The following is a 20,615-nucleotide window of genomic DNA, read 5'->3' on the forward strand; positions in this document are numbered from 1 at the left end:
CATTTTTTGCCTGCGTCTTTCTATGCGTCGACTAAAAACGCTTTTGAAAATTGAATTGAATTTTTCCAGTTTGCATTGGATTAAAGTGGCATGGCCGCTTGCAGTTTCTGCCGCCCTGCTGGTAGGGTTGGCTGCCTTTAGCATGGATATTTTGTCTTCGGTACGTGGTTTTGTGGTGGGTGAAAGCATTTATTCCAAAGCGCAGAACGCAGCAGTGGGACATTTGTTGCAATATATTGATACCCGCGATCCTGCGCAGTTCAAAGCCTATTCTGACGCAATCGCGATCCCGCAAGGGGATCGCACAGCGCGTCTTGAACTAGAGAAGGCGATGCCCGATATGGCTGTCGTGTATCAAGCTTTTTTGCAAGGTGAGAATCATCCAGACGACTATAACGGGATGGTCAGCCTGTTCCGCAACTTTCGACATTTTTACTTGATGGCGCCTGTAATTTCTTTCTGGGCGGAGGCCGACAGCCTTGTGAAAGCACTTGACGCCGAGGCACAACTGTTACAAAAGGAGACAATAGCAGGGGCATATGATGCAATGTCATCGCAACTTGCCCGCGCCAGAATTAAAGCCATTAACCTGCCTATGCATGAATTAGAATCTAATTTTTCTGCTGGCCTGGGCGAAGCATCACGCAAAATACAACATCTTTTGCTGCTGGGAATCGTTTTAATGGGCGCATTGTTAATTGCCGTGGGAAGCATCATTTCCCGATCTATCCTGAGCAAAATAAAACGCGTTCATCACGCGCTCAGCATCAGCGAGGAACGTTTGCATCTTGCCATTCAAAGCACCGGTGACGGCTTGTGGGACTGGGATATTGAAGCCAATAGCATGCATTGCTCTTCCCGTCTGATGGCACTGTTAGAACAGGTTGACGATGGCGCCTTGTATTCGTCGAGGCATTTTTTTCAGTATATCCACCCGCACGATCAAGAAGGTGTACGTGGGGCGATCAAAAATCATCTGCACGACAACGCGTCGTTTGACCTTGAGTTCAGGATATTGTCTCTATCGGGAAATTTGCGCTGGGTGCGGCTCCGTGCACGTTCCACTTTAAATAGTCTGGGCAATGCGACACGGATGACAGGAGCAATTGTTGATGTCACCGAACGCAAGAAAGCTGACCGGGAACTAACGCGCAGTAATCGCGCATTAAAAATGCTTAGCCGGTGCAGCGAGGCCGTTATTCGCGCAGAAAGCGAGCGTGAGCTGCTGTCGCAAATATGTCGCCTGGCGGTAGATATCGGCGGCTATAGGATGGCGTGGGTAGGTTACGCACAATTCGACTTGCGGCGCACGATTACGATTGAATCCTATGCCGGTATCGATAACGACGCCGCCTTCCTGAGTAAGTTAAAGATTAGTTGGTCGGAGGACGATCCCTTTGGTTGCGGCCCTGCCGGACGTGCCGTACGGAGCGGTTTGCCGATAGTTATTGAGGATATGTCGCATGATCAACGGATTGCGCCATGGTTACTGGAAACTCAACTTCACGGTTACCTCAGCGGAATTTATCTTCCGCTCCATGATAAAGACGGTATTTTAGGTGTGCTGACCTTATATTCTGAAGAAATCATGGTTGTCTCGACCGATGAAATTAATCTGCTAAAAGAATTAGCGCGCGATCTTGCATTCGGCATTAAAAGTATTCGAGCCCAGCAACACCAGCATCAGATTCAGTCCGCTGTTCTGAAAATTGCTGCCGGCGTTTCGGCGAGTACGGGCCAGGACTTTTTTGAGCAGGTGGCGCGCAATATGGCGGAGGCCCTCGGCGCCAGTGCCGGGTTTGTAGCCCGCCTTATGCCCGGTAAGCCGGTCGTGGCACGGGTTTTGGCTGGCGTGAGTGACGGTGTTGTCACGGAAAATTTCGATTATATGATTCATGACGCGCAGGTCGAGGAGGTCCTGGCAGCGGACAAATTTCTGGTATCTAACGAGGTCGCGATGGATTTTTCCCAATCGCCGTTCCTGACAGGCTTAGGAACGCAGGCAGCGATCGGTTGGCGTCTCGATAATTCTGCCGGTCATGCGATTGGATTGCTCTTCATTTTATTTCGCGCACCGTTGGAGAAGCTAGACTTTATTACGTCAACGCTCCAGATATTTGCTGCCCGCGTTGCCAGTGAACTAGAGCGTGAAGAAACAGATGCACGCATGCGCGATCAGGCTTCGCTACTCGATAAAGCCCAGGATGCCATTATTGTGCGTGGTATGGATCATCGCATCCTGTTTTGGAATAAAAGCGCCGAACGTCTGTATGGGTGGACGCAAGCTGAGGTTTTGGGTGTGCCGATGGAAGATTTCATATCTGATTCGACCCTCATCTTTGAAGACGCTAAAAATAAAATCATGGATAGCGGTGAATGGAGCGGCGAAATCACAAAGCGGTGTAAGAGTGGTGACACTTTAACGGTAGAAAGCCGCTGGACTCTCGTGAGAGATGATGACGGTCAACCGCATTCAATTTTTGCAATCGATACCGACATTACGCAGCGCAAAGCCTCTGAGCTTGAAATCCAGCAACTCGCTTTTTACGATCAGCTGACTTTGTTACCGAATCGACTGTTATTGATTAGTCGACTTGAGCATGCACTGGCGACGCATATTCGCGGTCAAAGCTCAGGCGCGCTATTGTTTATCGATCTTGATAATTTCAAATCCATTAATGACACTTTAGGGCACGACAAAGGCGACCTCTTATTGCAGCAAGCGGCGTCGCGCATTACTACTTGCGTGCGTACCAGCGATACGGTTGCGCGTCTGGGCGGCGATGAATTTGTGGTGATGCTGCTGGGACTAGATGCCGATCCGGGGGCAGCGGTGTCGCAGGCCAAAGCAATAGGCGAAAAAATCCTCAGCATGCTTAGCAAGCCATACCACATCGCCGGAATCGAACGTCACGGTACTGCCAGCATTGGCATTACGCAGTTCAGCGATCAGCAAGACACCGTGGGCGACCTGTTAAAGCAGGCTGATCTGGCGATGTATCAAGGCAAGGCATCCGGCCGTAATGCGATGCGTTTTTTTGACGTCGAGATGCAAGCGGTCGTCACAAATCGTGCGGCGATGGAAAACGACCTTCGACGGGCCCTACCGCGCCAGGAATTTGTTCTTTATTTTCAACCCCAAATGGACGAAGACAGTCTGGTTACCGGCGCCGAAGGCTTATTACGGTGGGACCACCCGGAACGCGGCCTGGTGCAACCCGCAGAGTTTATATCTCTGGCGGAAGAAACCGGCCTCATTTTACCGCTGGGTCAATGGGTGCTGGAAACTGCCTGTGCGCAATTGGCAATTTGGGGGAAGCAACCGGCGACGGCGCGGCTTACCCTTGCGGTCAATGTCAGCATTCGTCAATTCAGACATGCCAATTTCGTCGACATGTTGATTGGCGCGCTCGATAGTAGCGGCGCCAACCCGCGCCGACTTAAGCTGGAGATCACCGAAAGTCTGATGGTCGACAATATGGATGCAACCATTGCCAAGATGACCGCGCTCAAAAACTGCGGTGTGTGCTTTTCATTAGACGATTTCGGTACCGGTTACTCGTCCCTTTATTACCTCAAGCGACTGCCGCTGGACCAACTGAAGATTGACCAGTCCTTCGTCAAAGACATCATCACTAATCCCAATGATGCAGCCATCGCGCGCACCATCGTGGCATTGGCGCAGAGTCTGGGCTTCGCGGTCATTGCAGAAGGCGTGGAGACAGAAGCGCAGCGAGATTTTCTGGCGCGTAATGGCTGCCATGCGTATCAAGGTTATTTATTCAGCAAGCCATTATTAGTTGCAGATTTTGATCAATTTTTTCAGGCGCATCATCTACAAACAGACCACCAAAAAACGCTTGAAAACTTGTAAGGCTTCTGGTTCGATGCGGTCGGCGTCGTGGGTGCCGTAAAAATCATTTTTGTTGCGCATGAATGATTTTCCCTAAATCTAGATACGCCCTTATGACGTCGTCGGAGAAGGGCATTCCGCAATTAAGGCGGATGAAATGATTGTAACGAGGAGAGTTCGAAAACAGAAGTCCGGGAGAGAGCAGTATTTTCCGCGCAGTAGCGCGGCCTCGCATATTTTTTGAGAAGAGAGTCCCGGTGGCAACTCTACCCAGATCGACACGCCGCCATTAGGCAGGCCGCAACGGGTACCGACTTGAAAGTGGCTGAAGATGGCCTCTGCGGTCAGATCGCGCTGAGCGTGTAGCGCAACGCGTATCTTGTGCAAATGCCGGTCGTAAGCCCTGTTTTGCCAGCACCGCTTTAAGATAACCTTCCCGGTAGGGCGGCTTTGTCTTGAGAACAGACCGACGTGCTGTCGCAGTAGCGATTACAACCGCTGACTACGCGGTAAGCTATTGCTAACTTGCAATATCTTCAAGGCTGAAGATTTCTCTTTTGTCGTCGTACGAAAAAATTTCCGCGTAACGGCCCCAGCGAATGATCGCGTCTATCGTTTCTTCGGCAGCCTCATCGCTCAGGTAATCTTCCAGCTCTTGCTGAAAGCGTGCACGCGGCGCGCGTTGGCCGGGTCTTTCCTGCAAGACGGATTTGATGCGTGCCGCCAAAGGTACCAGACGCAGCAGTTGTTGCGCAAAGACCTGTTTGCGCTGCTGTACGCCGTGCTCCGCAAACGCCAGTCCTAACGTCGTGAGGGTGATATCGCCTTCTTTCATTTCCGCGAACCCGAGATAATGCAAAACCTCCGCGACCGGAAACAAATCGTCAATCTCAAGATGGAGTTGCGCAGCGATGTCCGGCATATCTGCACGTCCGTTGTAGGGTGCTGCCGCAAGCGTTTCCAGCAAACCCGCCATCAGGTTGGTCGATACCGGGTTAAGACGACTGCCCAGTTCCAGACCGGGATTACTACGGTTTGAAATCGGCTGGAGTCTGGCGGTCATCTTGGCATAAATATCATCGACCAGCTGCCGAAATGCCGGGTCCAGTCGATTGCGGGGATGCGCAAACGGCACCTTGATCTCGGCGATGATACGACCCGGATTAGAGGAGAGCACCAGAATGCGATCACACATGAACACGGCTTCTTCGATGTTATGGGTAACGATCAGAATCGACTTGATCGGCAAGCGGCCATCGTTCCACAGGTCGAGCAAGTCCGTACGCAACGTCTCCGCGGTCAATACATCGAGCGCAGAAAAAGGTTCGTCCATCAGCAGCAGGGTTGGGTCCACCACCAGCGCGCGGGCAAATCCCACCCGTTGACGCATACCGCCCGAGAGTTCGCGCGGATAAGCGTTTTCAAAGCCATCGAGTCCAATCAGATCAATGGCCGCCAATGCACGCTTGCGGCGCTCTGCGGGCGGCGTTCCGAGTGCTTCGAGACCGGCCTCTACATTGTCTAAAACAGTTAACCACGGAAATAGCGCAAAAGTCTGGAATACCATCGCTACGCCGTCAGCAGGGCCCTTGACCGGTTGGCCGCGATACGTAACATCGCCGCCGGTCGGCTGGATCAATCCGGCGATAATGCGCAATAAAGAGGATTTTCCGCAACCTGATCGGCCCAGCAGACCGACGATTTCTCCGTCATGTAGCGTCAGACTGACGTCATCAAGGACTAATAACTCGCCTTGTGCCTTGGCAAAACCGCGACGCACCTGATTAACTTTTAAAATTTCTGTTTCCGTTACTTTTGGCATGAGTATCCTTGATAGAGCTTTAAATATGCGCTTACGTTGCGTTCAGTTTGTTATTGGCGTAGTGATACATGGGGCGCCACAGCAGGCGATTAAACATCACCACAAAGAACGACATTACAATGATGCCAAGGATGATGCGGGGAAAGTCGCCTGCAGCGGTATATTGCGCAATGTAAGAACCCAGGCCATGGGCATTGAGTTTAGTATCGCCCCAAGACACCGACTCAGAAACAATACTCGCGTTCCAGGCACCACCGGAAGCTGTGATGGCACCGGTAACGTAATAAGGAAAAATCCCTGGCAGCATGGCTTTACGCCACCATTGCCAACCCCTTATTTTGAAATTTGCCGATACTTCACGATAGTCATTGGGATAGGCCATTGCCCCCGCAATTACATTGAAGAGGATGTACCATTGCGTACCGAGCACGATCAATGGGCTTAGCCATATGTCAGGATTGCCGTTAAACCGAACGATCATAATGACAAATACCGGAAACAGCAGATTAGCCGGAAATGCCGCCAAAAACTGCGCCAGCGGTTGAATTTTTTCTGCCAGCCGTGGACGTAATCCGATCAGGACGCCTAGTGGCACCCATATCAAAGAGGCGATCACTATCAATAACATCACGCGCAATAATGTATAGACTCCCAGCACCAGCACCTGACCAACTTCGCCCAGGCTGACCTCTGCGCCGACGAAGGCGATCACCCGCCACATCACCCAAATTGCCAGAACGCCCAATGCGGTGTTCCACGCAATATCGACCCGCCGATCAGGGGGCTGATTTAATTTTCTGTTACTGCTCTTGCCCGGATTAAAACGCATTGGGGCCGTAATCACGCGGCGGAACAAATAACCGAACGGCAATAAAATAGCCTGAATCAGACGCGTACGCTGGATCAGATTCAGTAACCAGGACGACGGAGAAAACTGTGCAGTGGTGTTTTCCATGCGGAATTTGTCGGCCCACGCAACCAGTGGTCGGAAGAGTAGCTGGTCATAGCAAATAATGACCGCGGTCATCACCACGATGACCCAGCCAACTGCACCCAGATTGTGTTCACTGATGGCTAAAGCCAGATACGAACCTACGCCGGGCAGCGTAATACTTTTATTGCCCACCGTGATGGCTTCGGCTGCGACCACAAAGAACCAGCCGCCGGACATACTCATCATCATGTTCCAGATCAAACCTGGAATGGCGAAGGGCACTTCTAGTTTCCAAAAGCGTTGCCATCCGGAAAGGTGGAAGCTGCGTGAGACTTCCTGCAGATCATCGGGAATAGTGGTGAGCGACTGATAGAAACTAAACGTCATGTTCCAGGCCTGACTGGTAAATATGGCAAAGATTGCCGCCAGTTCGGCTCCCATAACACGCCCGGGAAAGAGCGCTATAAAGAAAGTGACCGTGAACGAGATATAACCTAACACGGGTACCGATTGCAGTACGTCCAGAGCAGGAATCAGGATTTTCTCGGCGCGCTTACTTTTGGCGGCGACTGTGGCGTAAATGAGCGTGAACACGAGCGACGCAACCATGGCGGCCAACATGCGCAAAGTCGTCCTAAGGGCATATTCCGGCAAATTGGCGGGATCGAGCGTGATGATATTAGCGGTAAGGCTTGATAACGGGGCGAGCGTGTCTTTTACGCCGAGTCCGCTAAAAGCGATAATACCTATAACAAGCGGGAAAACCAGAAAATCCCAACGATTTGGCGTGAGTCTTTTTGATAAGGGTAGTGCGTGAACGTTTAATGTCATACCTGAAATTCCTGTTACTTATATTTAAAAATTCAGTGATCCACGCGGTAAGTGGGAGCGTAGTCAGTCAATACTGCATATTCGCGTGCTATGTTTGCTGCGAATGTTGGCTGTTCGCTGGCGGTGCCTGATGCGTATTTGGTGACACATGCCGTAGCTATTTTCATCTGTACCACAATTTTCGTTATTCCTTACAAGAGCGCATAGCGCGTGCAGAGAAGATTCGTTCTTTTTTTCCTGGACAATCCCTTTTACTCTAGCTGCGGCTGTACGCAGCGGGCGCAGGTTCACGGGAACGTCACCTCGCTCACATAATTCTAATATGATATATTTTTTTTACGCATCCCGGCACGTTACCAATTGAATATGGCATTCTCGTGACATGGTGAGATAAATAATAAATAGATACAGTGTTTAGTTGGAAAACATAAATGAATGACTGATACGTTATTTGTAATCCTTTAGTATTTTTCACAAGATACGCGCAGCAATGGTATTAATATTGTAAAGGGCTATCTTTATTGAGGCTGAAGGAAGAGTGAAACCCCACACCTAAAATGCGCATGCATATTGCCTGGAAGCTATTTCGTTCAACAATTTTTAAAATTTTTTGCAACAATGCTAGTTGATTGCGGCGCCGGGATTCCATCTGCTATATATTAGCTAATGCGCTAGTGCGCTATTTATTGCATTAAGGAGACAAAATGAAGGCCATCTGGAATGATATCGTCATCGCTGAATCTGACGACACCGTCGTCGTCGAGGGAAATCATTACTTTCCAAAGTCATCGATTAGCCCCTTATTTTTGCAGTCTAGTGACACCACGTCCGTATGCCCGTGGAAGGGCACTGCTCATTACTACACGCTGGAGGTCGGTGGCAAGATTAATCCCGACGCGGTGTGGTACTACGCCGAGCCGAAGGAAGCCGCGCGGGAAATTCGTGATCGGGTTGCATTCTGGAAAGGCGTGAAAGTAACCCAATGAGGGTGCGGCCCCTATCGAGGTTTATTCAACGTTTATTCAGCACTAATTCAACATTAATTCAACGTTAATTCGACGTCAGTTCAATGTTAGTTCAATGTTAGTTCAACGTCGATTCAACGTGAGTTCTATCTATGGATTTCGCTGTCAGGATCGGGGCAGATTGCTTTCGGCAAGCGGCTGCCTCAGATGGATTGTTCTATCCCACTGCCTTTGTTTATTAGGCAGTCCGCGCCTTTTTAAGTGCTCGCTAGCGAAGTAATTTCGCGATTTTGTTCCTCTTTCCATTTCGATAATAAACCCGCATTTTCAACCGCGCTCAGCAAACTTTTTAGATGTATCGTAATATAGCGATATTAAGTTCTGTAAAACCCAATATTCATTTCTATAAAAGACGAAATACCTATCGACATTATGAACTTCGATCTTATACACAAAGCACTCGCCAATCCGGTCAGACGGCAAATACTGCAATGGCTAAAAACGCCCGACGCGTATTTTTCTGAACAGGAGTATCCGCTCGATATCGGTGTTTGCTGCGGCTTGATCGATAAGCGTACCGGGTTATCACAATCGACAGTGTCGGCCCATTTAGCGACATTGCAGCGCGCCGAACTGGTAACGACCAAGCGGGTAGGGCAATGGGTTTTTTATCGCCGCAACGAAGAGACCATTCAACAATTTCTCGCACATATAAACGGGGATCTTTGATCGCCAGCAAGAGTTTCATTAGCGTTCATCGTCCGATCAAGACAAACCTCTGAATTGACGCTGCCATCTGATCCACCTAAATTTTCCAAAGACTTCCATGCCTCTTGCTCTACTAGTACTCGCGCTCAGCGCTTTTGCCATCGGCACCACAGAATTTGTGATCATGGGCTTGCTCCCGGATGTTGCCCGCAGTCTGGCGGTTTCTCTTCCCAGCGCAGGATGGCTGATCAGCGGCTATGCGCTGGGTGTCGCCATTGGCGCGCCGATCATGGCGGTGGCGACGGCTTCGCTGCCACGCAAACGTGCTTTGCTAATATTGATGGGCGTGTTCATAGTAGGCAATCTGATGTGTGCGGTAGCAGCGGATTACGGCTTTTTGATGTTTGCACGGGTAGTAACAGCGCTATGTCATGGTGCCTTCTTCGGAATTGGCTCGGTGGTAGCGGCTAGTCTGGTCCCCGAAAACAAGAAAGCGTCGGCGGTGGCATTGATGTTCACCGGTTTGACGTTGGCGAACGTGCTGGGCGTGCCTTTAGGTACGGCGCTTGGTCAGTTTGCCGGTTGGCGTACGCCTTTCTGGGCGGTGACGGTCCTCGGCGTCGTCGCATTGGCGGCTTTAGCCAAGGTGCTGCCCACGCTCAAAGATGAGAAGAAGACAGACCTACGTAGCGAATTTAAACAACTCGGCAGCGCCGGTATTTGGGCGGCGCTGGCGACCACGACCTTTTTTTCGGCGGCAATGTTCGCACTATTTACCTACGTAGCACCGTTGCTGGAAGAGGTCACGCACGTCACTCCGCACGGCGTTACCTGGACTTTATTTTTAATCGGTCTTGGCCTCACCGTAGGCAATTATGTAGGCGGTCGATTGGCTGACTGGCGTTTGGGAACCGCGTTGACCGGGATTTTTGTACTGCTAGCGGTAGCGGCAGCAACGCTCAGATGGACGAGCGTGGCGCTGATCCCCGCGGAAATTAATCTGTTTATCTGGGCCATGGTGGCTTTTGCCGCAGTGCCCGGTTTGCAGATTAACGTGATGATTTTTGGCAAGGCCGCGCCCAATCTGGTCGCCACCCTCAACATCGGCGCGTTTAACGTCGGTAATGCACTCGGCGCCTGGGTGGGCGGACTTGTGATTGGACAGGGGCTCGGATTGCAAGCGGTACCGCTGGCGGCTGGCGCGCTGGCGCTGGTAGCGGTGGTTGCGATGCAGTTATCGCTGCGGTTGGCCAGGAAAGAGGCATCGGCCTTAGGAATACATACAGCATCTCCGGCAATGGGCTGATCCCATTTTTGTTTAGATTTTTTCGGCATCACGCGTGTGCCTATGTGTTTGCGAGGCTTGCGAGTAGTGATTTTTTAGCAGAATCTTTTTTAACTTTTCAACTTTAAGAATATAAATATTATGACTACATTATTCGATCCTATCAAAATTGGCGGTTTTCAACTTCCTAACCGCATCATCATGGCACCGTTGACGCGCTCCCGTGCAATTGGGGAAGGTCGCGTACCGAACAGCCTGATGACCGAATACTACGTTCAGCGCGCTTCGGCTGGTTTGATCATTAGCGAGGCGACTGCGGTAACGCCGCAAGGTGTCGGTTATGCAGATACCCCGGGGATCTGGTCCGACGCGCAAGTTGCTGGCTGGAAAAATGTAACGGAGGCTGTCCATGCTGCCGGTGGTCGTATCATTCTGCAACTATGGCATGTTGGTCGTATCTCCGATCCAAGCCTGCTGAACGGGGATTTGCCAGTTGCGCCGAGTGCGATTGCCGCAGAAGGACATGTCAGCCTGTTACGCCCAATGCGTAATTACGTCACGCCACGCGCGCTTGATCTGGAAGAAATCCCCGGCATCGTCGCAGCCTTCCGTAAAGGTGCAGAAAATGCCAAGGCAGCCAACTTTGACGGCGTAGAAATTCACGGCGCGAATGGTTATTTGCTGGATCAATTTCTCCAAAGCAGCACCAACCAACGCACCGACATTTATGGTGGTTCGTTAGAAAATCGCGCACGTTTAATGCTTGAAATTACGGATGCATGTATTGAGGTATGGGGCGCGCCACTGGTCGGTATGCATTTGGCACCAGCTTGCGACACCCACACAATGGGCGATGCTAATCCATTGGAGACATTCAGCTATGTCGCCCGAGAACTGGGCAAACGCAACATCGCGTTTATTTGCGCGCGCGAAGGTCAAACGCCAACGCGCTTAGGCCCACAACTTAAGCAAGCATTTGGTGGCACTTATATTGCCAACCAGCAGTTGACCAAAGCCGCAGCAGAAGAATTGCTGGCAAAAGGTGAAGCGGATGCTGTCGCGTTCGGTCAATTATTTATTGCTAACCCAGACTTGCCACGTCGTTTGAAACTGGATGCACCGCTGAATGCACCAAATTCAGAAACATTTTATGCAGCGACGCCAGAAGGCTATACCGATTATCCCGCGCTGGCTGCTTGATATCCGGCATGTGATAATTTAGCTTCGTGGGCTGATATTTAGATCAACAGTGATTTAATACACAGCGTAACGAGCGTTAATGCATTACGTCAGGAGATCGCAAATCGACTTTGTAAGTCTGTTTGCGATTTTTTTTGGCTACGTTTTAGTCAAGCGTGCGCTGTTATCCTGCGGCGGAGCGGCTGTACACAAGCTCGTTGAATACGCTTCGCACTGCCGGAATTAATTCTGAGGCGGTCAGGCCAATCGGCCCGCACCCCTGCGATACCAGAAGATCGGCTGCGCTTCCATGCAACCAGACCGCGCCCATAGCGGCATTCCAATCCGACCATCCTTGCGCCAATAGTGCGCCGCAAATGCCGGACAATACGTCGCCGCTGCCGCCGGTTGCCAATGCAGGATTTCCGGTTGGGTTGATTATGGCATCGCCATTGGGATGCGCAATCACGCTACCAGCACCTTTGAGAACGACGACCGCGTTGAAGTTGTGTGCCAGACGGCGGGCAGCAGCCAGACGGTCTGACTGGATGTTGGCAGTACTGACGCCAAGTAGCCGCGCCGCCTCCAGAGGATGTGGGGTCATAATGGTGTGCAGCGCCGATTGTCGCCGTTGCGCTACCAACTGATGCAATGCTGGCTCAATGGCGATCAGGTTAAGCGCATCGGCATCCAGCACCAGATCGCGCGGGGTCATTAAAGTTTTTACCAATAAGTCATGCGCAGGCGGGGAGGTCCCAAGACCTGTCCCAACGACCAACGTGACCGACGTCAGGTCCAGCTCAGCAGCAACACGACACATCAGCTCGGGCTGATTGCTGTCGTAGGCCGGCCCATGATCAAGAAAGCCGATAAATACTTTGCCAGCGCCAGCTTTGGCCGCAGCGCGTGCAGCAAGCACCGCAGCGCCAGACATCCCGCTGGCCCCGCCAATGACGGCAACACTGCCAAAACTACCCTTGTGTGAATCGCGGGCGCGTGGTTGCAAGTTGCTATCAAACAAGTCGGGAGTGTTCAGCCAGCAATGTGCGGGCGGTGCCAGACTGGCCAAAATATCTAAACCGGCGACAGTCACCTTGCCCGCGTAATCCGGTCCATCGCCAGTATGTAAGCCAGTTTTGTCGTTGATGAAGGTGATGGTTTGATCGGCGACGATAGCGATGCCATCAGGACCGACCACCATGCCCGTATCCGCGTTCAGCCCGGTTGGTACGTCAAGCGCCAGAACATGGCAGTTTAAGGTGTTGATGGTGGCGACCAGACTACGTAAAGCGCCATCCAGCGGGCGTTGTAAACCTATGCCCAACAAACCATCTATTACCAGGGACCACGCAATGCCGTCTATCGTAAAAAATTGTTCCGGCGGCATCATATGAACGCCAGCGCGTGCTGCGCGGGCGAGAGCGTTGGCGGCATCCGGCGGTAACTTGTTAACATCCCCTTGCACTAATGCGACGACTTCCGCTCCAGCCTGGGTCAGCAGGGTGGCCGCTTCCAGCGCGTCACCACCATTATTTCCCGGGCCGATCAATACCAGAATGCGTGCCTTGTACGCGCCATCCGATAACATTTGCAGCGCGGCGTTGGCGGCAGCTTTTCCTGCGCGCTGCATCAATGTATAGGGCGGGAGCATTGCCTGAGCCGCATATTCGGTGCGGCGGATTTCTGCGCTTGCGTAAAGTGCCATCGATTTATCCTCTTCGGGTTGGTGCTTTTTAACGCTGCTGGCTGACATTAACGCAGGTTCACTACTTTCGGCTAACGTAGATATCGTGCCAGCGTCAGGCCTTCGATGTCTATTTCCGGTAGTTTGCCTGAAATTTGATCGGCGACAATTTTAGCCGCTCCCAATGCCATGCTCCAGCCACTTCCGCCGTGCCCCACATTGATGTAGACGTTACTGGCGCGGGTGGGGCCGATTAACGGCACTTCGTCCGACAGCATCGGAATATTACCGGTCCACATTTGGGCGTTGTGATAGTTAGCGGCATCCGGGTACCAGTCTTGCGTGACCTTCAATAATGTACGAAGGGCTTTGTCGTCAAATTCGGTATCGCGCGCACCCAGTTCCGCAACGCCAGCAACGCGGATTCTTTCGCCGAGGCGCGCCATCGTCACTTTATACGCGTCATCCTGCAATGCAAATTTCGGCGCGACATCGTGATTTTTGATTGCTGCGGTGACGGTATAAGTTTTGACTGCCTGCAGCGGAACGTTCAGTCCGATGTTGCGTAGCAAGGGTGCGCTACCGGTTCCCGCCGCGACCACCACAGTGTCGGCATGCAAAACGTCGGCGCCGATCTTTAACGCTACCCGGACATCATGCGAATCAATCGCATCAACCCTGACATCTAAATGAAATTGCACCCCGCTAGCTTGCGCGATGGACTTTAATTGTTTGGTGAAAAGCGTACAATTGCCCGACGCCAACTCCGGAAAGTATAGCCCACCAGCAACACTGCGTGCGGTATGCAGCGCGGGCTCCAGGGCTTGCGCTGCGGCACCGTCCAGCAACTGGTGTGCAATATTTCGTTCGGCTAATAAGGCTTGGAGCGGGGCAGTGGCGGCAAGTTCTTTTTGGGTACGAAATAGTTGTAGCAGTCCCGTGGTTTGTTCAAAATCAAGTCGATAGTATTGCTGCATCTCAAGAAGAATAGCCTGGCTATAGGATGCAAGGCGCCGCATCCGCTCGCTGTGCAATTGATATCGTTGCAATTCTGGGGTAGATGTCCAGCGCAGCATCCAGCGCCAGAGTGAAGGGCTAAGTCGGGCATTTAGTATCGTCGGCGCCTCCTGACTGAACAATCCGGAAAATACGCGCCGTCTCATGCCATTGACCGCCCATGGCGTACTGGAAGCTGTTGCCAACATCCCCGAGTTCCCTAGCGTAGAAACTTCTGCGACGTTGCGGCGTTGTTCTATTAGTGCGACCTGATGCCCGGCTTGTGCTAAAAAATAGGCGGTCGAGATACCGATAATGCCACCGCCGATGACAACAATTTGCTTTTGTGCGGGTTTTAGTAAATCTTGATCTTTCACTATGTGACTCAATTAATCCAGCTGCATTTAACAACGACCCACCGACCGTAGTGCTTTCTCTTTACGCACAACGCGGTAAGCGAACTGCTCCAGAGAAGGCGACAGGAATCATACCCTGAATTGATAATAATTTTGGATTCCCAAACTATATTTGCTGCCCGGCAAGTGCTGTCCACAAAAAAAATGTGTGGTTGGACGCGAAACGCGAAACATCCCCCGCCGAGGCAGGATAATATCTATATGTGCGAGATATATTCAGGGATCATGGATGTCCCTGTGCAACCTAAGAACGACGATCTGATATAGCCATTTATATGTATAAAAAGAACATTGCTCCGGCAGAACTACCTGCCAACGTTGTCCCTGCTACGGGCGATGTACTTATTTCATCTGCGCCCGATGACAGCGGTGAGTCGCCCACCAAAACGCCGGGCGAACCGTTGCGTGTGCTCGGCCCGACAATAGCGCGTGAGTCAGTCCCCACCAGGATCCACGTGGACGCCCGCGGTGCGGCGTTGACGATTATTGCGACGTTCGTGTTTATCTTCGCGCTGCAATGGGCGCAAAAATTTTTAGCGCCGGTGGTCTTTGGTATTTTTATCGCATACACTCTCAACCCGGTCGTCGGGTGGTTGCAGCGCATAAAATTACCGCGATTAGTCGCCACCAGTATTGTGATGCTGGCGATACTGGGCGGTGGCGCGCTGGTCACTGACGCGTTACGCGGGGAGTTTCAATCAATCGTAGAACAATTGCCCGAAGCCTCTCACAAATTATCCCGAGGACTCGCAAAGTTGCGAGGGGGTCATCCCACCACCATCCAGCAAATGCAGGCTGCGGCCAATGAGCTTGCGAAAGCTGCCGGTAATCAATCGCAAATACATGACTCCTCCACCTCTGTCTCTAAACTCAGTGAATGGCTGCTGGCTGGTTCGCTTGGCGCCATAGGCGTTTTGGGAGAGGCGCTAGTGGTATTGTTTCTGGTATTTTTCTTGTTGCAATCAGGGGATACGTTCAAACGTAAATTGGTAAAATTAACGGGGCCATCGTTAAGCCATAAAAAAGTGACCGTACAAATTTTGGATGAAATCAATACGTCCATTCAAAATTATATGTTTATGTTGCTGGTCACCAATATCCTGCTGGCGTTTCTAATGTGGCTGTCATTCCGTATTATTGGGTTAGAAAACGCCGGTGCGTGGGCGGTGGCAGGGGGCTTTCTTCATATCATTCCCTATTTTGGTTCACTGTTATTTGCGATTGTAACGGGTGTTGCTGCATTCATGCAGTTCGGTACCTTTTCCATGATGTTCCTGCTCGCGGGTGTCTCTTTGACAATCGCAGCGATCGTCGGCACCTTCGTCACCACCTGGATGACTGGGAGAATCGCCAAAATGAATCCATCTGCGGTGTTTGTTGCACTGCTATTTTGGGGCTGGCTATGGGGAATGGCGGGACTACTAGTAGGGATTCCGATTGTGGTGATTATCAAGGTGATAGCGGAGCACATTGAAGGCATGGCGCCAATAGCGGAATTATTGGGTGAATAAGTGCATTGCAAGAGCAAGGGCGCGTTCGTCAGGTAGCGATAATAGGACAAATCCGCAACTATACTTAAGACTCTCAACATGCCGAAATTAACAAAAAGGCGCCCAATCCTCCTATTCAATACAATAAATTTTGGTTGTCTCTGAGTCCGCGCCATGTGACCGGCGCATCTGCGGTGCGGTTATATTAATCGGGCAGGGCGGTCCGCTTACTCGTGGCCCGAACTATAAGTTGGGTTGGTAAAAACTGTGGCTTAACGCGGTCACCATTGATTTGAGATAAAAGAGAATTCACTAACGCGTGTCCGGCACTCTGAATCGGTTGACCAATAGTTGTTAGTGGCGGATGAAAATAACGAGCCAGTTCGATATCATCGTAGCCAACCACGGCCACGTCCTGGGGTACATGCAGATTGTGTTCGCGCAGGGTATTTATGGCCATCATCGCGAGCAAATCGCTACAGGCAAAAATAGCATCGAATGCAACGTTGCGTCGACACAAATCATGCACTGCCTCCTTGGCGCTTTCAGCAATAAAGGAAACGGGAACACATAATAGAGGATCGAATTCCATATTGTTCTGAGCTAATGCGTTTCGATATCCCTCAAACCGCTGCGCCACTTCTGGCAAATTCGTATCGCCAAAAAATACGATTTTGCGTCGTCCAAGCGCAAGCAAATGTTCTGTCGCCAAAAAACCGCCGTGTACGTTATCGCTACCTACCGTGCAGTATAGTTGTTGTGGTAATTGGGCACCCCATACAACCACCGGAACCCTGCGCGAGGCTAATTCATTGAGCTGGTCATGGTGGCGCCATTGCCCGATCAGGATGATTCCAATCGCGCGTCCGGCATCGTAAAAGTGGGCCGCCGTATCCAACCGCTCGGCATCAATGCGCGAGAGCAGCATGTCCAAACCTTGCTCCGTGAGTGCGTCGGCCAGACTGCCAAGCATACTCAAAAAAAACGGATCGGATAAATGTTGTTGGGTTTGCGCGTCATACGGCACCACAACAGCAACTGTCCGATTCTGTCCAAGCCGCAAATTTTTCGCACCGATATTGATTGAATAATTCAGTGACCGTGCCAACTCAGCGATTCGAATCCGAGTTTCTTCATTGACCAGAGAACTTTGATTTAGCGCCCGCGATACGGTCGAGGTGGATACGCCCGCCAAGCGGGCTATATCAACCATTTGCAGACGCCGACGCTCAGTAACTGAAGTTCGCTGGCCTTCCAATTCTTGTTTTTTTTTGTCTACCATCACATCCACATTTTGGTTATAGCCAGTTTAAATTTTCTTAATATCTTCGATTTGCACTCTTGGTAAGTTCAAAACAAAGATGGCCAAATTGTTAGGCTGAAGCCTGGTACGCAGCTGACATTAATAATTTTCCAAAACGTTGGCTTTTAAATCAAGTAAAACAGTCGACAGTCATGCACTGCTGTGACCTCTCACTTTAACTCTCATTAATAGCCTATTTTATTTGTATTTTAACAATTGTCAAAATGGCTCCAAATACCATTGTAAAAAGCGATAGCCTACACTGAAAAGTTAATTTTAGGAAACTAACCCCGCCCAAGAACTGACTATCTGGTAACTACCAAGTCAAAAAACAAATTTATATGCAAACGTTTGCATTAAAATGCTCTTTTCTTACTACTCGATATTTTTGATACGGCTACCGGGAACATTCGCCTTGGAGCGTCAACGTGATCTGTCCATTTTACGAAGATAAATAGCTACATATGCCATTAATTGTTGTTAATTTGGTGAAATATACTGATTTTATTCAATATAATCTAAATTCGGACCCCGCTTTATTTAGTTAAATTGCGCGTGAAAATTCATCATTTCGGATGTTGATTTAAAGAAAAATATTTTTTACAGTTAGAATTATAAGTTAATACAATCGATTGCAAAGAATTTTAAAAGCATTTACAATTCGCCAACACTAGAAGTAGTGTTGGCATTTTTTTTAAACACACGCTGCAATTGCGCTTAAAAAACCAACAATAAATTTTGGCTTCACTTGGGAAGTCAAATTAAAAAAGAGGGGACTATGAAATTACGTTATATAAAAGTTACACGCCTGGCTGCAGCAGTTTCGGTCGCGTTATTGCAGATGGGAACGGCTTGTGCGCAGGAGGTTAAGCCAGCTTTAGCCTTGGATAACATTGATTCTGCCAAAATCACCGCTTCGAGTGCTGAAAAAGGCAACGCTGTGAATCTGGAGCAGGTGGTAGTCACAGGTACCCCTATGGGCGTAACTAAAATGAAAGCCAGCGTCTCGATCAGCACGATGGATGCGGAGCAGATCCAGATGGCCGCTCCCACCAGTGCAGCCGAAGTATTACGCTCAATTCCAGGTGTCCGGTCCGAATCTTCGGGCGGCGAAGGCAATGCAAACGTCACTGTGCGCGGCGTGCCGATTTCAGCCGGCGGTGCACGTTACGTGCAATTCCAGGAAGACGGTTTGCCGATACTGCAAAATGGCGATCTTCAATTCGCTACGCCGGATTCATTCATGCGGGTTGACGGCGGCCTGGATCATATTGAAGTAGTACGCGGTGGCTCGTCTTCAGTACTGGGCACCAACGCACCCGGCGGCATTATCAATTTCATTACCAAAACTGGCGAGGAAAAAGGCGGCAGCATTGGCGTTTCCAAAGGTTTGGGTTTCGATCAGATGCGTTATGATTTCGATTATGGCGCCCCCATTTCGGACAAGACGCGCTTTTTTGTCGGTGGATTCTATCGAACTGGTAACGGCGCGCGCCCTGCCGGTGTTACCACCGAAGACGGCGGCCAGATCAGAGCGAATGTCACGCATGAGTTTGATAACGGCTTTATCAGACTGAGCTTTAAGCATCTTGATGACAAGACCCCGACTGATTTGCCAGTCCCCGTCATGCTTAGCGGTACGCCGGGTAGCGCTAATCGCGTCATTTCGACAATCCCCGGGATTGATCCGCGTACTGCCAGCTTTTACTCGCCATATTGGATCAAGGATATCGTGCTGGACCGCAACGGTAACCGGATCGCTACTAACGTCAACGACGGGTTGCACGTGACGAGTAATTCATTCGGTTTTGAGAGTGCGTTTAAAGTCGGTGACGGATGGACCGTGAGTGAAAACTTCCGCAAATCGAGCAATAGCGGCAGATTTATTGGCATTTTCCCGGCCGATAATGTTGCCCCGGCTGCTGCTGGCACCACCTACGCAACCGGACCAAACAAGGGCAAGCCGTACACCGGGCTGGTGTTTAACCCGGTCGTCTTTAATACCTCTCTCGATGATTTGGGTAACACGGTCAATGAGCTAAAAGTTTCAAAAGTGTTTCAGCTGACAGACGCCGCCAAGTTGACGACTGTAGCCGGTTTATCGACTAGCAATCAAAATGTTGGAACGACCTGGAATTTCAACAGTTATTTGATGCAAGCTAGCGGTAGCCAGCCCGCGCTGCTGGCAAACGGCAGCAACACTACTGGCTTTCAAGGTGTTGCATTCGGCGGGTGCTGCGAACGCACTTACGACTTGCAATACAAAATGAATTCGCCCTACTTCAACACTGGGCTGGAAATCGGGCCGTGGAATTTGGATGGTGGTGTACGTTTTGACCGTCAGACCGTATCGGGTAATGTGAACACCGCACCAACCGGCGTTTATCCAGTGTCGCCGACGCAGATCGTTAACTATAGCAAAAGCAATACGTCGTACTCGATTGGTGGTAACTATCGTATTACCAGCAATCTTGCTGCATTTGCGCGCGTCAGCGATGGCGTATCGTTCAATGCAGACCGCATATTGTTAGGCAATCCGCTTGATGGTACGACGCCTGTATCGATTAACCAAGTCAAACAAAACGAAGCCGGCCTGAAATGGAAACAAGGCAACTTTAGTACCTTCGTCACCTTTTTTCAGGCCAAGACGAATGAAAGTAACTTTGAGCTGACCACGCAAAAGTTCACTTCCAATCGCTACGATGGCAAAGGTGTTGAGCTCGAAACAGGCTATCGCATCGGTGGTTTCCGTATCAATAGTGGCGTTACCTACACCCACGCCAAAATCGTTGGTGCCGCTGCTGCCGACAGTATGACGATTGGCAACGCGCCACGCCGCCAGGCTAACGTGGTGTATCAGGTTGCGCCGTCTTATAGCTTTGGAAGTGCCGTCGTCGGTGCCAGTGTCATCGGTACCACCAAGTCTTGGGCCGATAATTTGAACACCAAAATCTTGCCTGCATTTGCCGTGGTCAATATGTTTACAAGCTACGCGTTCGATGCAAGAACAAGTATCGCGTTGAGTGTCAACAATCTGTTCAATACGATTGGTTACACCGAGATGGAAGATGACCGCAACGCGGCCCGCTCCATCAATGGACGTACCGCCAAGGTTTCGTTGAAATACACGTTCTAAGCAATAGCACACT

At 50.6% G+C, this 20,615-nt stretch carries 12 protein-coding genes; 7 read left to right on the top strand and 5 right to left on the bottom strand.

The genetic code is table 11. The features are described 5' to 3' along the window. Nucleotides 1-85 precede the first annotated feature (85 nt). Entirely contained in the window at nucleotides 86-3,874 is a 3,789-nt protein-coding gene (locus HAV38_RS04130) for a sensor domain-containing phosphodiesterase (RefSeq protein WP_168052661.1), read from the top strand. Between the two features lie 499 nt (nucleotides 3,875-4,373). Here the strand turns inward: HAV38_RS04130 and HAV38_RS04135 are convergent, their stop codons facing one another. Together HAV38_RS04135 and HAV38_RS04140 are read right to left on the bottom strand one after the other, a co-directional pair. Continuing rightward, complete coding sequence (locus HAV38_RS04135; RefSeq protein WP_168052663.1) at nucleotides 4,374-5,675, bottom strand: ABC transporter ATP-binding protein; 1,302 nt, start codon at nucleotides 5,673-5,675, stop codon at nucleotides 4,374-4,376. Between the two features lie 31 nt (nucleotides 5,676-5,706). Continuing rightward, the gene (locus HAV38_RS04140) at nucleotides 5,707-7,440 is read right to left on the bottom strand and encodes an ABC transporter permease (protein ID WP_168052665.1); all 1,734 of its coding nucleotides are present in this window, start codon (nucleotides 7,438-7,440) and stop codon (nucleotides 5,707-5,709) included. 704 nt (nucleotides 7,441-8,144) lie between these two features. On the opposite strand from HAV38_RS04140, the gene HAV38_RS04145 reads away from it, so the two are divergent. The 4 genes from HAV38_RS04145 (at nucleotide 8,145) to HAV38_RS04160 (ending at nucleotide 11,598) form a co-directional block, all read left to right on the top strand. Then, nucleotides 8,145-8,426: a DUF427 domain-containing protein gene (locus HAV38_RS04145; protein WP_168052667.1), complete on the top strand. Its 282-nt coding sequence runs from the start codon at nucleotides 8,145-8,147 to the stop codon at nucleotides 8,424-8,426. Between the two features lie 411 nt (nucleotides 8,427-8,837). Further along, nucleotides 8,838-9,134, top strand: a complete 297-nt coding sequence (locus HAV38_RS04150) for an ArsR/SmtB family transcription factor (RefSeq protein WP_168052669.1) — start codon at nucleotides 8,838-8,840, stop codon at nucleotides 9,132-9,134. A gap of 97 nt (nucleotides 9,135-9,231) precedes the next feature. Then, nucleotides 9,232-10,419, top strand: coding sequence for an MFS transporter (locus HAV38_RS04155; protein ID WP_168052671.1), 1,188 nt, complete (start codon nucleotides 9,232-9,234; stop codon nucleotides 10,417-10,419). Between the two features lie 120 nt (nucleotides 10,420-10,539). Continuing rightward, nucleotides 10,540-11,598: an alkene reductase gene (locus HAV38_RS04160; RefSeq protein ID WP_168052673.1), complete on the top strand. Its 1,059-nt coding sequence runs from the start codon at nucleotides 10,540-10,542 to the stop codon at nucleotides 11,596-11,598. Nucleotides 11,599-11,761: 163 nt separating this feature from the next. Here the strand turns inward: HAV38_RS04160 and HAV38_RS04165 are convergent, their stop codons facing one another. Then, nucleotides 11,762-13,282, bottom strand: coding sequence for an NAD(P)H-hydrate dehydratase (locus HAV38_RS04165; protein ID WP_168052675.1), 1,521 nt, complete (start codon nucleotides 13,280-13,282; stop codon nucleotides 11,762-11,764). Nucleotides 13,283-13,353: 71 nt separating this feature from the next. Further along, complete coding sequence (locus HAV38_RS04170) at nucleotides 13,354-14,634, bottom strand: FAD-dependent oxidoreductase (protein ID WP_168052677.1); 1,281 nt, start codon at nucleotides 14,632-14,634, stop codon at nucleotides 13,354-13,356. A 314-nt stretch (nucleotides 14,635-14,948) separates the two neighbouring features. Here HAV38_RS04170 and HAV38_RS04175 point away from each other — a divergent pair, with 314 nt between their 5' ends. Beyond that, the gene (locus HAV38_RS04175) at nucleotides 14,949-16,184 is read left to right on the top strand and encodes an AI-2E family transporter (RefSeq protein ID WP_168052679.1); all 1,236 of its coding nucleotides are present in this window, start codon (nucleotides 14,949-14,951) and stop codon (nucleotides 16,182-16,184) included. A gap of 184 nt (nucleotides 16,185-16,368) precedes the next feature. Here HAV38_RS04175 and HAV38_RS04180 read toward each other — a convergent pair whose 3' ends face one another. Continuing rightward, nucleotides 16,369-17,376 (bottom strand): LacI family DNA-binding transcriptional regulator, encoded by a 1,008-nt coding sequence (locus HAV38_RS04180; RefSeq protein ID WP_168052680.1) that lies wholly within the window; start codon nucleotides 17,374-17,376, stop codon nucleotides 16,369-16,371. Between the two features lie 868 nt (nucleotides 17,377-18,244). Between HAV38_RS04180 and HAV38_RS04185 the strand changes: the two genes are divergently transcribed. Then, on the top strand, nucleotides 18,245-20,602 hold the full coding sequence (locus HAV38_RS04185; RefSeq protein WP_168052681.1) for a TonB-dependent receptor: 2,358 nt from the start codon (nucleotides 18,245-18,247) through the stop codon (nucleotides 20,600-20,602). Nucleotides 20,603-20,615: the final 13 nt, after the last annotated feature.

Source organism: Glaciimonas immobilis (assembly GCF_011947285.1).
GTDB lineage: Bacteria > Pseudomonadota > Gammaproteobacteria > Burkholderiales > Burkholderiaceae_D > Glaciimonas > Glaciimonas immobilis.

Excerpts from the sequence above, each read along its gene's own strand:
- HAV38_RS04135 (WP_168052663.1), bottom strand. The coding sequence starts at position 5,675 with ATGCCAAAAGTAACGGAAACAGAAATTTTAAAAGTTAATCAGGTGCGT.
- HAV38_RS04140 (WP_168052665.1), bottom strand. The coding sequence starts at position 7,440 with ATGACATTAAACGTTCACGCACTACCCTTATCAAAAAGACTCACGCCA.
- HAV38_RS04145 (WP_168052667.1), top strand. The coding sequence starts at position 8,145 with ATGAAGGCCATCTGGAATGATATCGTCATCGCTGAATCTGACGACACC.
- HAV38_RS04150 (WP_168052669.1), top strand. The coding sequence starts at position 8,838 with ATGAACTTCGATCTTATACACAAAGCACTCGCCAATCCGGTCAGACGG.
- HAV38_RS04155 (WP_168052671.1), top strand. The coding sequence starts at position 9,232 with ATGCCTCTTGCTCTACTAGTACTCGCGCTCAGCGCTTTTGCCATCGGC.
- HAV38_RS04160 (WP_168052673.1), top strand. The coding sequence starts at position 10,540 with ATGACTACATTATTCGATCCTATCAAAATTGGCGGTTTTCAACTTCCT.
- HAV38_RS04165 (WP_168052675.1), bottom strand. The coding sequence starts at position 13,282 with ATGGCACTTTACGCAAGCGCAGAAATCCGCCGCACCGAATATGCGGCT.
- HAV38_RS04175 (WP_168052679.1), top strand. The coding sequence starts at position 14,949 with ATGTATAAAAAGAACATTGCTCCGGCAGAACTACCTGCCAACGTTGTC.
- HAV38_RS04180 (WP_168052680.1), bottom strand. The coding sequence starts at position 17,376 with ATGGTTGATATAGCCCGCTTGGCGGGCGTATCCACCTCGACCGTATCG.
- HAV38_RS04185 (WP_168052681.1), top strand. The coding sequence starts at position 18,245 with ATGAAATTACGTTATATAAAAGTTACACGCCTGGCTGCAGCAGTTTCG.